The sequence below is a fragment of the Candidatus Methylobacter oryzae genome (assembly GCF_003994235.2).
Lineage (GTDB): Bacteria > Pseudomonadota > Gammaproteobacteria > Methylococcales > Methylomonadaceae > Methylobacter_A > Methylobacter_A oryzae.
This window is the reverse complement of record NZ_RYFG02000067.1, coordinates 1-13,140: the sequence shown is the minus strand read 5'-3', so window position 1 is coordinate 13,140 and position 13,140 is coordinate 1. Positions and strand designations below refer to the sequence as shown.

General features: G+C 45.7%; 13 protein-coding genes and 1 pseudogene. 6 read left to right on the top strand and 8 right to left on the bottom strand.

The window, feature by feature from the left end; all coding sequences use genetic code 11:
• The first annotated feature begins 280 nt into the window (after positions 1 to 280).
• Both msrP and EKO24_RS07210 read left to right on the top strand, forming a co-directional pair.
• Entirely contained in the window at positions 281 to 1,225 is a 945-nt protein-coding gene (gene msrP, locus EKO24_RS07215; RefSeq protein WP_127030641.1) for a protein-methionine-sulfoxide reductase catalytic subunit MsrP, read from the top strand.
• A complete protein-coding gene (locus EKO24_RS07210; protein ID WP_127030640.1) occupies positions 1,225 to 1,836 on the top strand; it encodes a protein-methionine-sulfoxide reductase heme-binding subunit MsrQ in 612 nt (203 codons plus the stop codon). The genes msrP and EKO24_RS07210 overlap by 1 nt, the downstream gene beginning before the upstream one ends.
• Positions 1,837 to 1,839: 3 nt before the next feature.
• Here the strand turns inward: EKO24_RS07210 and EKO24_RS07205 are convergent, their stop codons facing one another.
• The 4 genes from EKO24_RS07205 to EKO24_RS07190 all read right to left on the bottom strand — a co-directional run bounded on the left by EKO24_RS07205 (position 1,840) and on the right by EKO24_RS07190 (position 5,511).
• Entirely contained in the window at positions 1,840 to 2,109 is a 270-nt protein-coding gene (locus EKO24_RS07205) for an acylphosphatase (protein WP_127030642.1), read from the bottom strand.
• Entirely contained in the window at positions 2,109 to 4,301 is a 2,193-nt protein-coding gene (rlmKL, locus tag EKO24_RS07200; RefSeq protein WP_127030639.1) for a bifunctional 23S rRNA (guanine(2069)-N(7))-methyltransferase RlmK/23S rRNA (guanine(2445)-N(2))-methyltransferase RlmL, read from the bottom strand. The genes EKO24_RS07205 and rlmKL overlap by 1 nt, the downstream gene beginning before the upstream one ends.
• Positions 4,302 to 4,393: 92 nt before the next feature.
• Positions 4,394 to 4,876, bottom strand: coding sequence for a BamJ family beta-barrel-assembly machinery protein (locus EKO24_RS07195; RefSeq protein WP_127030638.1), 483 nt, complete (start codon positions 4,874 to 4,876; stop codon positions 4,394 to 4,396).
• A gap of 35 nt (positions 4,877 to 4,911) precedes the next feature.
• Positions 4,912 to 5,511, bottom strand: a complete 600-nt coding sequence (locus tag EKO24_RS07190) for a transglycosylase SLT domain-containing protein (protein WP_127030637.1) — start codon at positions 5,509 to 5,511, stop codon at positions 4,912 to 4,914.
• 159 nt (positions 5,512 to 5,670) lie between these two features.
• Between EKO24_RS07190 and EKO24_RS07185 the strand changes: the two genes are divergently transcribed.
• Positions 5,671 to 6,288, top strand: coding sequence for a PilZ domain-containing protein (locus EKO24_RS07185; RefSeq protein WP_127030636.1), 618 nt, complete (start codon positions 5,671 to 5,673; stop codon positions 6,286 to 6,288).
• Between the two features lie 42 nt (positions 6,289 to 6,330).
• Here EKO24_RS07185 and EKO24_RS22835 read toward each other — a convergent pair whose 3' ends face one another.
• On the bottom strand, positions 6,331 to 8,091 hold the full coding sequence (locus EKO24_RS22835; protein WP_241674428.1) for a galactose-1-epimerase: 1,761 nt from the start codon (positions 8,089 to 8,091) through the stop codon (positions 6,331 to 6,333).
• A gap of 439 nt (positions 8,092 to 8,530) precedes the next feature.
• Entirely contained in the window at positions 8,531 to 8,878 is a 348-nt protein-coding gene (locus EKO24_RS07175; RefSeq protein ID WP_127030634.1) for a PilZ domain-containing protein, read from the bottom strand.
• A 242-nt stretch (positions 8,879 to 9,120) separates the two neighbouring features.
• On the opposite strand from EKO24_RS07175, the gene EKO24_RS07170 reads away from it, so the two are divergent.
• Together EKO24_RS07170 and EKO24_RS07165 are read left to right on the top strand one after the other, a co-directional pair.
• Complete coding sequence (locus tag EKO24_RS07170; RefSeq protein WP_127030633.1) at positions 9,121 to 10,407, top strand: HDOD domain-containing protein; 1,287 nt, start codon at positions 9,121 to 9,123, stop codon at positions 10,405 to 10,407.
• A gap of 514 nt (positions 10,408 to 10,921) precedes the next feature.
• The gene (locus EKO24_RS07165) at positions 10,922 to 11,332 is read left to right on the top strand and encodes a hypothetical protein (protein ID WP_127030632.1); all 411 of its coding nucleotides are present in this window, start codon (positions 10,922 to 10,924) and stop codon (positions 11,330 to 11,332) included.
• Positions 11,333 to 11,462: 130 nt separating this feature from the next.
• Here EKO24_RS07165 and EKO24_RS07160 read toward each other — a convergent pair.
• Positions 11,463 to 12,351, bottom strand: a pseudogene (locus tag EKO24_RS07160) (IS5 family transposase).
• A 96-nt stretch (positions 12,352 to 12,447) separates the two neighbouring features.
• Positions 12,448 to 12,585, bottom strand: coding sequence for a hypothetical protein (locus EKO24_RS23120; RefSeq protein ID WP_241674427.1), 138 nt, complete (start codon positions 12,583 to 12,585; stop codon positions 12,448 to 12,450).
• A gap of 175 nt (positions 12,586 to 12,760) precedes the next feature.
• On the opposite strand from EKO24_RS23120, the gene EKO24_RS07150 reads away from it, so the two are divergent.
• Positions 12,761 to 13,069, top strand: a complete 309-nt coding sequence (locus EKO24_RS07150; protein WP_277752499.1) for an XdhC family protein — start codon at positions 12,761 to 12,763, stop codon at positions 13,067 to 13,069.
• The last annotated feature ends 71 nt before the right edge of the window (positions 13,070 to 13,140 follow it).

The following is a 13,140-nucleotide window of genomic DNA, read 5'->3' as shown; positions in this document are numbered from 1 at the left end:
TTATTTTTCTTATCACGGGCGGGCCTTCCGTTGCCTAGGGTTAGTTCATGCCTCATATTCTATACCGGCTGTCAATGCGTAAGTTCTAATTTATACGCATGTGCTAAATAAGGGAGGTAAAAGCGTAACCAGTCCTTTGGATTTGCTTGTATAAGTCGAAATCTAAGCTGTCGGGCAAACTTATTTGCTTGATTGTCAATGGTGGTATTAGCGGTGCCAAACCGCTTTGCTGTATGATTAAAACTCCCTAGTCTAATCGTCTGGAATAAAGGAGTTGCGCATGTTAATTAAAACCCAATCAAGCATCCTAAGCAGCGAAATCACGGATAGGGCGGTTTTTGAATCCCGGCGGGAATTTATCAAGGCGGCGACTGCGCTTTCGGCTGGGCTGATACTGCCGGGAGCGGTCCGGGCCGAATCGGGTAAATACGCCAACGTACCGGCCGGGCCTTATTCGGCGAAGTTGCAGGTCACCAATCGCGAGGACGTTGCGAATTACACCAATTATTATGAATTTTCCACGAATAAACAGGACTCGACTGTTTTAGCCAAGGCCCTGAAAACCAAGCCGTGGTCTGTGGAAGTTGTCGGCGAGGTCGAAAAGCCGGGCGTTTACAATCTGGAAGATATTTTAAAAGACAATCCGGTGCAGGAACGCATTTACCGCTTCCGTTGCGTCGAAGCCTGGTCCATGGTCGTGCCGTGGATTGGTTTTCCGTTAGGCGATATGTTGAAGCGATTCAAGCCGACTTCTAAAGCAAAGTTTGTCGAGTTTACCACGCTGTATAACCCGGAAGTGATGTCCGGTCAGCGTTCAGATGTGTTGGACTGGCCTTATGTGGAAGGTTTGCGTATCGACGAAGCGATGCATCCGCTAACGATGATGGTGACAGGCATGTATGGCGATGAACTGCCTAACCAGAACGGCGCGCCGTTGCGCTTGATTGTGCCTTGGAAATACGGTTTCAAGAGCATCAAGGCAATCGTCAAAATACGTTTTCTCGAAAATATGCCGGAAACCGCGTGGCATCGAAGCGCGCCTAATGAGTATGGCTTTTATGCGAATGTGAATCCTGAAGTGCCTCATCCCCGCTGGAGTCAAAGCCGCGAGCGGGCGTTGGGCAGCAGCATTTTTACGCCGAAGCGCGATACCGAAAAGTTTAACGGTTATAGCGAAGAGGTCGCGTCTCTTTATTCCGGTATGGATTTAAGCAAGTATTTTTAATGTTTATCGGTCAACAAGGCTGGAAGGCCATAAAAGTTATTGTTTTTTTACTGAGCTTGCTGCCTTTTTTATTGTTGGTTAACGGCGCGGTTAATGACAGGCTGGGCGCTAACCCAATAGAAGCCCTGCATTTTGGTTTTGGCGATTGGGCTTTGCGCTTTTTGTGCATCACGTTGGCGCTGACGCCGATTAAGACAATAACCGGGCAAAAGAAACTGATGGGCTTTAGGCGCATGATGGGGTTGTTCGCTTTCTTTTACGCCAGCGTTCATTTACTGGTTTTTGTCGTCCTTGATTTATCGTTGTCTTGGGAGGCGTTTAAAGACGAGGTGCCGAAAAGTCCTTATATCTTGATGGGCTTGCTGACTTATTTGCTGCTAATCCCGCTGGCCGTCACCTCGACAAAGAAGATGCAGAGGAGCTTAGGGCGAAGCTGGTTAAAGTTGCACAAGTTAGTTTATGTGGCGGGTGTCACGGCTCTGGTACATTATTTTTGGTTGGTAAAAAAAGATTATACCGAGCCGTTGATTTATGCAGCAGTGATAGGCTTTTTATTCGCGGTGCGTATTGCCGTTTATTGCAGAAAAAACGCTAAGCGTTTTGAACCTTGAACTTTACTTTATTTCAAAAGACGTCAATGCTTCTTCAGGTTGAAGCTCAGTGACTTCCACATGATCGACCCGAGCGGTTATAGGACCTTTGTGGCACCATTTGATAAATTTCTCAATGGCGAGGTTTCCCGCTTCGGCAACGATTTCAACGCGGCCGTCGGGAAGATTTTTGGCATAGCCTTTTATTGAAAAATGCTTGGCTTTGTTCTGCGTGAAAAGGCGGAAATAAACGCCTTGAACTCGACCGGAAACCAGGATTTTAACTTTACGTATCACTCTTGAATTCTCCAGCAGTAATGGATTTTTGGATTGCGGGCAAAATCTTCCGGAATCGTTGCCGCGCTGATGTCATCGACAATTAAATCGGACAAGGCTTGCTTGTCGATTTTAAAACGTCTGAAATTGGTGGAGAAGTATAGAACACCTCCGGGCGACAGCAAGGATACAGCGTGACTAATTAGCTGCACATGGTCGGTTTGTATATCGAACACTTCGTCCATCCGTTTTGAATTGGAAAACGTAGGCGGATCGAGAAAAATCAAATCGTAATGCCGGTTGCCCAGCTCGGCTTCGGTGGCCAGCCATTCCAGGCAGTCGGCTTGTATGAATTCATGTTCGCCGACAGGGTTGCCGGTGTTCAGCGCCAGGTTCTGTTTTGCCCAGTTGATATAGGTGTTGGACATATCGACGGTGGTTGTCGATTTGGCGCCGCCCATTGCCGCATGAACCGTCGCGCTGCCGGTATAGGCAAACAGGTTTAAAAAGCGTTTACCTTGGGCTTGTTTTTGAATCAGCATCCGGATCGGGCGGTGATCGAGGAATAAGCCGGTGTCCAGATAATCTTCGAAATTGACCAATAATTTACAGCAGCCTTCTTCGATAATATGAAAACGGCCTTGATCGCCGTGTTTTTCGTATTGATCGGTGCTTTTTTGCTTGCGGCGTATTTTCAGGAAAACCTGGTCGCGATTGACGCCGAGTACGCGAGGTATCTCGGCCAATAGTCCCGCCAGGCGCTGGTCGGCTTTGTGCTGATCGATGCTTTTGGGCGGTTCGTATTCCTGTACGACGACCCAGGTTTGCTGCCCCTGATAAATGTCAACCGCGGCCGCGTATTCCGGTAAATCGGCATCGTAGACGCGATAACAGGTGATGCGGTTTTGCTTGGCCCAGCCGGACAGTTTTTTCAGGTTCTTTTTGAGCCGGTTCGCAAACATCTCGGCGCCGACGGACTCGGACTGTTCGCTTTCTATCGCTTGGGCGATACGCTCTTCCTGATTCCTGGCCTTCGGAATGAAGAAATTCTTTTCCTGGATATCCAGTCGCAACAGTTTGCATTCCAGCGCGCCGTTAAACAGAGTGATTGGTTTTTGCGAGCGTATGCCCAAGCGAAAACCCAGTTCCGGGTTGCTGATGATCATCGCGGCTTTCCAGCCGATGAAATGTTTTTTCAGAGATTCGCCGAATTTTTTGTATAACTCGGCCGTTTCCTGCTCGTCGCCCAGTCGTTCTCCGTATGGCGGGTTACAGATCAACAGGCCGGGTTTCCAGCTCTCGGCGGGTTCCGCATCTGCAATGTCGCGGCGTTCGACATGAATTTTATTTTGCAAACCGGCATTGGCGATATGCGCCAACGCGGTGTTGACGGTATGGCGGTTTTGATCGAAACCCACAATAACCGGCAGTTTAGCCAAACCGATTTTTTTACGCTGCTCGGCTTCGGCGCGTAATTTCTTCCAGCATTGCGCATCGTGTTTTTTCCAGCCGGTAAAGCCGAAATAATCGCGCAGCAAGCCCGGCGCATAATCGGCTGCAATCATTGCGGCTTCGAGTAGCAGTGTTCCCGAGCCGCACATCGGGTCGATTAACGAACCTTGCTGTTTGGCGATTTGCGGCCAGCCGCTACGCAGCAACATCGCCGCCGCCAGGTTTTCTTTTATCGGGGCTTTGATGCTGACGTCCCGGTAACCGCGGCGGTGCAGGCTTTCGCCGGAAAGATCGAGACTGAGCTGGGCGGTTTCGCCGTGCAGGTAAACATTGATGCGGATATTGGGTTGTTCGGTATCGATGCTGGGACGGACTTGAAATTTTGCCCGCATCTGATCGACGATCGCGTCTTTAACTTTTAATGCGCCAAAGTGAGTATTATTGATCGCCGCCGAGTTTTTCGCACTGAATGAGACTGCAAAGCTGTCTTCAGGATTAATATGCTCGGACCAGTCGATTTTTTGTACGCCTTTGTAGAGATCTTGCTGGGTTTTTACATCAAAAGAGCTCATTACCAATAAAACCCGATTCGCTGTTCTTGACCACAGGCAAGCCCGGTAAGCGGTTTCCAAATCTCCCTGAAAAGCGACGCCGGCCATGGTGGCTTTGATGTTTTTGATGCCGAGGGCTTGGAGTTCATCGCTAAGGATGGTTTCCATCGCTTTGGGCGTGGTAGCGAATAGTTGGTAAGTGGGCATAAGAACTTAGGAGAAAGGTACAAGGTGGAAAAAACGAAAGGCTCAAGGCTTGTCGGCCTTGAGCCTTTAACCTTGCGCCTTTTGCCTGCTTTTTACTGAATCTTGATTAACTCAACATCAAAGATCAATGCGGCGTTCGGGCCGATTGCACGGCCTGCGCCTTGTTCGCCGTAAGCCAGTTCCGAAGGAATAAAAAAGCGGTATTTGGCGCCTTCTTTCATCAATTGTACGCCTTCAGTCCAGCCCTTAATGACCCTGTTTAATGGGAAAGTCGCCGGTTCGCCGCGGCTGTAAGAGCTATCGAACTCCGTACCGTCAATGGTTGTGCCTTTATAATGAACGGTTACGTTATCAGTAGCTGAAGGCGAGGCTGTACCTGTGCCGGGAGTTAATATCTCATATTGCAAGCCGCTTGCAGTGGTGACGATATTGGGTTTTTTAGCGTTTTCTGTGAGGAAAGCGACTCCAGCGGCTTTATTTTCTGCGGGGGTAGTGGCATTGGCCAATGAAAACATAGTAAATCCTATAACAAGAACTGCGACGATTGAAATAATTTGAGTTTGAATTTTTCTCACGACTGATCCTTTATGGTTGACGTAGAAACAATAGTTTACCAAAAAAACCAACCTTTGTTTTCTAAATCGCCTTGGCATTCGCTTAATTGGCTTTGAAATAGTTTTGCCCGTTTGGCTACTTTATTGGCAATCTGTACGAGCCCGGCTTTTTGCAAATAACTTTTGCGTTGGTAGCCGCCATGGCCTTCGTGATAGGCAAGATACAGATTTTTGGCGTCCGATTTCGATATGCCTAGCCGAGCGTAGCTAATATTGCAATACCAGCCGATGAAATCGGCCGCATCGGCAAATTCATCGCGGTCCGCTCCCCAGCCGCCGGCTTTATCCTGATAATTATCCCAAGTATCGTCTTTGGCTTGTGCATAACCGTAGGCGCTGCTTTCCCGAGGCAGCGGGATAAAACCCAGCAGCCAAGGGCGCGGCGGCTCGGCATCGGCGACAAAATGCGATTCTTGGTGCATGATCGCCATCTGAATGTGAATAGGTACGCCCCATTTTTCGAATGAGTTTTTGGCATCGTCGTACCAGTCTTCTTTTTCCCGGAAAGTTGAGCAAATGTTGTCCGCATTTTTAGGCGGAAGTGCTGTGCAGGCTGACAATATCGAGAGTAAGAGCAGGATAAGTAATTTTTTCATAACGTGTAGCTTGTGTTAGAGGGAGATATTGTAAGCGATTCTGTTCGACAAGGCTTTCCTCAAAAATAATTCCGATTGAAAAAACTCAGACGCTACTATAATTGCACTCAGCAGCCTTATGCGGTTTTGAACATCAAGATATAAATAGGAAAAAGTTATATGAATGCAATGATAAAGCGGCCGTATCGAAAAAAACTAATGTCGCGCGGCCTGATTTATATGGGAGGGCAAGAGCGGGAAATTGTCGTAAAAGACCTTTCGTTAACCGGGGTGCTGGCGAAATTAAAAGCCGATCAGCTAAATTCCGATACCAAAAACATTTTTAACGTGCTGACGGAATCAACAGTAATCGATTTATATCTCCCGGAAATACGCTTGGCCGGCGAGGCTGAAGTCGTCAGGGTTGATGTGTTTAGCGATCATATGCTGATTGCGTTGGAGTTCAGGAACATTTCCTATGATGTCGATAATCTACTGTATAAGAGAAAAGCGTACAGGAAAAACATGGTGGCTCCGGGGAGAATCCTGCTGAATGGCGAATACCGCGATTTTAATACCGTAAACGTTTCGGTAGACGGATTGATGATCAATCTTGCCGAATCGATAGAGGTCACAGTGGGCGAGATAACTATCTTTGAATTTGACCAGTTGGAGGTGGATGGCGAGATAAAAGTGATGTGGACTGAGCGTACGGCGGATGGTTGCACGTTGATAGGCCTTCAATATATGCATATGGAAAAAAAAGAGATTAAAGGCATACCGCGTTTTGTTCGCTAAAAACATTATTTCGGCTCTATCGGAGCTAAATCGCTGCCTTGCTTATCCGGCAACGGAAAACCTATAGACGGACTTAGTCCGATACTCTTGGCCCGGTTCCAGAATCGTTGAAGGAAATGACGGTTGGTTAGGAGAATCGGGAAAATGCTGCGTTTCCAAACAAAAAGCAGTTCTGTAATCGTCTTTGGCGCCGCTTTTGAATGTATTCTTGCTGTGCATGAAATTACCGCTATAGAACTGTAGCCCCGGCTCTCGTGTAAGCACTTCCAGCCTAATACCGCTTTGATCGCCGGTCGCAATGGCTGCGCTAAGCATTTCTCCGGCTTTGTTGGTATTCAACACCCAGTTATGATCGTAGCCTTTGCCGTTTTTTAACTGCTCGTTGGCTTCGTCGATTCTTGAACCAATGGTTTGCGCTTGCCTGAAATCAAACTGCGTTCCTGCGACGGCTTCAATTTCTCCGCTAGGAATTAAGGTCGAATCGACAGGCGTATAATTATCGGCATTGATTTGCAGTTTATGGTTGATGATCGTGCCGCTGCCTTCGCCATTCAAGTTGAAGAAAGCATGGTTGGTCAGGTTGACGACAGTTTTTTTATCGGTGGTTGCGACGTATTCTATTTGTAGTTCGTTGTCGTCGGTTAACGTGTAAGTTACCTTGACGTTCAGGTTGCCGGGAAAACCTTCTTCCATGTCTTTTGACAGCCGGGTGAACTGAATCGTATGATCGTCAGGCATCGCGGCATCCCAGACAAATTCCGAAAATCCCTCTTTACCGCCATGTAGCGTGTTAGGCGCATTATTAATTGATGAGGCATATTGCCGGCCGTCAATCGTGAATTTTCCTTTAGCGATCCTGTTGCCGAACCTGCCGACCGTTGCGCCAAAGTAGCGTTCAGTAGAATTTATGTAGTCTTCAACGCTGCTGAATCCAACCACCACGTCAGTCATTTTGCCGTTTTTATCGGGCACCCATAAACCGGTTAGCCTTGCGCCATAATTTGTCAAAGCAGCCCGCATATTGTGTTTATTGCTTAGTACATACATATCAGCCTGCTTGCCTCCTATTGTTGAAGCAGTTTGATCGTCGACAAACCGCATGGCCTGTTGCCACCAAGAAAGGTCTTGATCCATCGGCACCTTGTTGTGGGCTGCATCCTCAAATGTCCAAAGTTTCTTGCGATGACTGAGCGATTCGAACAGTTTCAAACTGTATTGGCTGGGTATGATTTCGTCTTGCCCGGCCCTTAGAATCGCTGTGCTCCCTGAATAGTTGTGCAGATTTGTAATGGTGTCGAATTGATCGCGTATCAACCATTTGGCGAAGAAATACCAATAATGGTGTTGAGCGATGTCGGCCATACTGCTAAACGGCGTGACCAGGACAATGCCTTTTATCGAAACTTGTCCGCTTTGCACGATGCCGCCGACCACGCCGCTGCCCAGCGATTCACCCCACAGAAAAACAGGATCGCCAAAATCGTTCAAGGCCCGTTTGACGGTTTCGATGCCGTTTGCAATCAATGCCTGCTCGGACGGCTCGCCGTTTCTGGCGCCATAACCCGGATATTCGCCCAGAATGACCCGATAGCCGAGCTTTTCAAGCGCATCGCGATAATAAGTACGATCTAATGCTGAGCCGGCATTGCCGTGAAAAACGATGATTGTGCCTTTGCCGTTATTATCGGAAGTTTTGCTGACGAGCCCCTGATAATTATCCGCTGACGGCCAGAGTTCCAGGCCTAATTGAGCGCCCAGCCGTTGCTGATGTTCAATCGAATATTGCGCCGGGAAATAAATCAATTTTCGTTGGAATATAAAAACGGTCAGAAGTAGGACTAAATAAGTTAGCAGTATTGAAAGTATCGGTTTGATTGGCATAGATTTACACCTCGGCATATGTTCCGGTTTGAACTGTATTCATACAGCGGCTTAGTGACTGTACATCAACAGGCGGTGCTGATAAAACAATATCGCCTGCTTGCGTATCAACAGGACGGGCCGAGTTTAAATCACTCTTTATGATTGCTTTCCAGTGATTTTTTTATCGGTATTCAATTACTTAAACTCGGCTTATCAGACTAGGCGGCGCTCGGTATGTATTTTGCTTTATTAGCGGTCGGGTCTGCATCGGGCGATTGAAGATTCGATTTGGGGTTCCATAATTAATCGACGAACCGGATTACGAGGCGGGCGCGATCCTCTGGAATTCCATTGCCACTCTAGCCGTACTTCTGGGGCATTACCACTCAAGTGTTTTTAAGGAAAGCGCTACATTCCAACCGCCTGCCTCCAATTTATCTAACCGTATTATCTTGCCTTCACAACGGAGATTAAGTCGCTTATTTTCTTTTTTATATATGGAAATGGAGCAACGCAACATTAAATCTAGTTCAAGATCTGTTTTTGTTATAAAACAAATCCCGCCGGTACTGATGTTACATATGTCACCGACGCCATAAATAAATTCAATGTCTTTTGTAACTGAAACGCCCGTTGTGGTTTTGGTTGTCGTGATACCGGTACCTGTATCAAATTCAATATTTCCAATCACTTTATACCGAGTGGCCGATCTATTTTCTTTACTCATAGTTCAATTTTTACTTTATCTCGATGTTCAAGTTTTTAATTCTTGATTTTAAAGAATCCTACTAAATCAGACCTTACAGCCATAAGTGCTATCATGTAGCATCTGGACACATTGACAAAAACACCTTGATTTATCTGGGATCGTCTCAGTCAAGCTAAAAAACTTGAACATTGAGTTTTATGCTCTTGCTTTAGATAATATTTCGCTGCAAACTCTACAGCAATTATTTTCAATTAAAAATTATGATTATGGTTTTTTCACAGTTTAAAAAAAATAATACCTTAGTGGGTTCCTGTACTGTTTTTCCCGAAAAAATTTCTATGCAGACTGTACAAGAACTATTTCCGATCAGAAATTATGATCGTGAAAAGCTTTTAGCGTTTACAACTGATCTAAAATCTGAAGTTTTTCCAAAAGAATCTGTTTTGTTTCGCTATGACGACAAGATCGATTCCTGTCTGTATTTGTTAAAAGGCACAATTACTTTAACGAATGAAATTGGTCAAAGTATTGAAATAGCAGCTGGAACCAACCAAGCCAAATTTCCTCTGTCAACTGGCGCCATACATAGACATACAGCCATAGCAGCAACCGATGTGAGTGTTCTGCGCGTCTCAAAAAGAATATTATCTCCCAAATATGCTCCACAAACAGAACTTTCAAAATTGAATATCCCTGACGAATTTATGGAAAATCGCTTGATGTCCTTATTCGCCCACCACTATAGCAGTGAAGAACTCCAGATACCTTTATTGCCGGATATTGCTATGAGGGTACGCAGAGCTTTAAAAAACGACGCCGGTATTCACGATATTGTAAAAATCGTTCAATTCGACCCCGTTATTTCAGCCAGACTCATCGGAATGGCGAACTGTCCTTTATATGTCAGTTCTATTCCCACGAGGACCTGCCTTGATGCAGTAACGCGTATTGGCTTGAATGCTACTTGTAATCTGGTTACTAGTTTAAGTATTACTCGTATTTTCAAAAATGATTCTCCTGCGATAAAAAAATATATTGAAGCAATCTGGGAACGGAGCCTCTATATTTCTATTCTCAGTTATTTTTTGGCTAAAGCAACAAAACAAGTAAATCCGCAAGAGGCGCAACTTGCCGGGCTTATCAGCGAGATAGGCGCTGTACCTTTCTTAGGTTTTATCGCCAACCTCCCTCCTGAATGTTACGCAAAATCGGATATCGACAAGATTCTACCTTATATTAAAGGAGCGATAGGATACAAGGTATTGAATGATTGGGGGTTTTCCGAGGAGTTTCTTAAAGTCCCGGTTTATTCCGAAAACTGGTATCAAGACACGAGCGAAGAACTTAATTTAACTGACATAGTTGTGCTCTCCAAATTACACAGCAAAATCGGACAGCAAAACACAATAGAAGAGTTTCCTCCCTTCACATCGATTCCTGCTGCCGGCAAACTAAAAGAACTTTCACTTACCCCTGAATTATCTTTAAGTATTTTGAGTGGGGCCAAGCAGCAAATTAACGAAATGACAAAGATATTATACTGCTAGAAGCGGTTCTCCCGCATTAAAAGCGCAGGTTGGATTTCTTTATACAGGCTTATTTTGAAAGGCGATGGATAAGGCTAAAAGAATGTGTTCTCCGGTAGATGTGATTTCGGTATACGCCTGTTGGTATGCAGAATATACTTAGGTTATTGAATATAATGGTATTTTCAAGGATTAGGAAAGGCTGGTCGAGGCTCCTCTTATCACAGTAATTCTCATTATGGAAAATATATTTTAATCAAAGTGTTATGAATTAAATTTGCCAAGTTTGTTTTTAATTTTACAGAATCCTATTTTCCATAGGTGGCGCAAAGCCTTATAGAATAAGGGTACTGATATTGTTACCCATTCGGCTCTTCGATTACTTTGCAAGCATTGCGGTAGAACGCACTCGAATTTTAAAATTGGGATCAGTATCTATTTAATTTTCATAATCAGAATTGCTGCCCTTGTCAAGTCCTGAGTAATATTTATCGGACTTTAGCTATAATTTTTATAAAGATAACAGGAGGATTTTATGTTTGAACCTAGCAGAATATTTGGAAACACGAACGCAAAAACAGGTTTATTTGAATGGTTCTTTACTGTCAATGGAGCTGATATTGGTCCTTTTTCTTCCAGAGAGGAGGCTACAAAAGAGCTTAAAAAACATACCAATTTAAGTATTAATAGTGGCAATCTAAGCAGTGCTAAAAAAAATACTCATCTTAGTCTTATTCCGATTGTTAATGGCGATTATAATAAGGCTAATGAAACGAGAGAAGAGCAATGGAACCTGGAACGCGCACAGTTACAATCAACTATCGATAGTTTAATGGCAAAGGAAGAGCAATGGGAGCAGGAGCGTGAGCAGTTACAATCAACCATTGATAGGTTGCAGATACAATTGGATTGCATGAATTTTGACATGCTGCATCGGCGATTATGAAAATAAAAAACTGTCATGTAGGATATGCTTTGTGTATCTTAGATATTCAATGGTATGTTTAGCGTTTCCCATGGGCTTTGTTGCATAAATAACCCCACAATCAAAGTGCCCCTCAGAATGGAGTTCCGTTTTATGCCACGGGATAACTTTCGGGCATGCCAAGGCCCGTCATTCTGTTAAGTGCTCCTACGCGCAAATAAGCTTCGGTCTGTTGAGCCGCGAAAGTGCGATTTTTCAGTTTATCGCTAAATAATGCCTTAACGCGGAACATAGCCGTTTCAGCCAAGCTGCGACGATGGTAACCACTGATGCGCTTCCATTCTGATTTTCCCTGTTCAGAGCAGCTTTGTACTATCGCTGTTCGAGAATGCTTGTGCCTGTCGCGTTGTGATAGCGTGATGGCAATTGACAGTATCGTAGGCGCCATCAGCGGCGACGGTGGCGATCGCTTCATAGGCGGGCAATTGCTCCAACAGATCCGGCAGCACTTCGGCATCGCCGACAAAATTCGCGGTCAATTCCGCGGCAACAATTTCCTGAGTATTGGCATCGACGATCAGATGCAATTTCCGCCAAGTACGGCGTTTACTAAGCCCATGCTGACGGACTTTCCATTCCCCTTCACCGTAGACTTTTAAACCCGTCGAGTCCACGACCAGATGTCGTGGCGTCCGGCTCGATGCTCTAGGCAACTTGACCCGTAAGGTTTGTTGCCTTCGGCTTAGGGTACTGTAGTTCGGCACTTTAAGCGGTAGACTCAACATCTTGACCAGCGATTTAAGGAAGCCTTCTGTCACTCGAAGCGGACAGTGAAAAATTTCGCGAATCGTCAATGCACATTGGATAGCCCAATCCGAATAGATCAGAGGACTACCTCGATAACCTGTGCGCTCTGGCTGGTGCCATCGTTCGAGCTGCGATTCTTCAAACCAGAGCGTTAATGAACCTCGGTTAACCAAGGCTTGGTTGTACTCTGACCAGTTTTTGATTTGGTAGCGTTGTTTCTGTTTCGTGTCCATGCCCCTTTACTTGGGGATGTTTTAGATTTATGCAACAAAGCCTTTCCCATGTTTTGTCGTTAAGTGATTGAATATTTTTTGTTTATCTCTCTCCAGTCAATAATCCGCCGCCAACTGCTTAGCCTGCTCCTGCGTATTAGCCTTACCTAACAATCTAAGCGCAATCGCCACCGTACCGATGACCGAGGCTTCGGCGAATTCGTCTTCCACTTTGCCTTGCCATGCTAGCGCCAATTTTCCGGGTTCGAGCTATTGAACAAAGCCGGCCAGTTTTCGTTGGATAACTCGCCGTTATGCACGCTTTACACCAGGCATTCCATAGTAGGCGCAGTTCGATGATCTCGTGCAGTTTCGGGCAAAATGCTCCAGCGATAAATAGCTGAACCGCTGTTGTTCCTGCGCGGTAGTATTGATGACGCATAATTTTGAATACGCCGAGCGTTATCTAAAGGCAATTGCAAACGGTCAAATTCCGCTTATCGGCCTGTTGGGGCCGGCTCAGCGTAAAGACAGGCTATTGCAAAACTTGGGCAGTGAAGCAGTGCAAATAGCGGCGCGGGTATTCGGGCCGGTCGGTTTGGACATCGGCGCGGAAACGACGGAGGAAATTGCGTTGGCTATTATGGCCGGAATTCATGCTGAGTTGAGCGGACGCAGGGGACAACAACTGAGTGTTAAATCATCATCCGATTTATATGAATTAGAACTTACGCATTGACAGCCGGTATAGAATATGAGGCATGAACTAACCCTAGGCAACGGAAGGCCCGCCCGTGATAAGAAAAATAA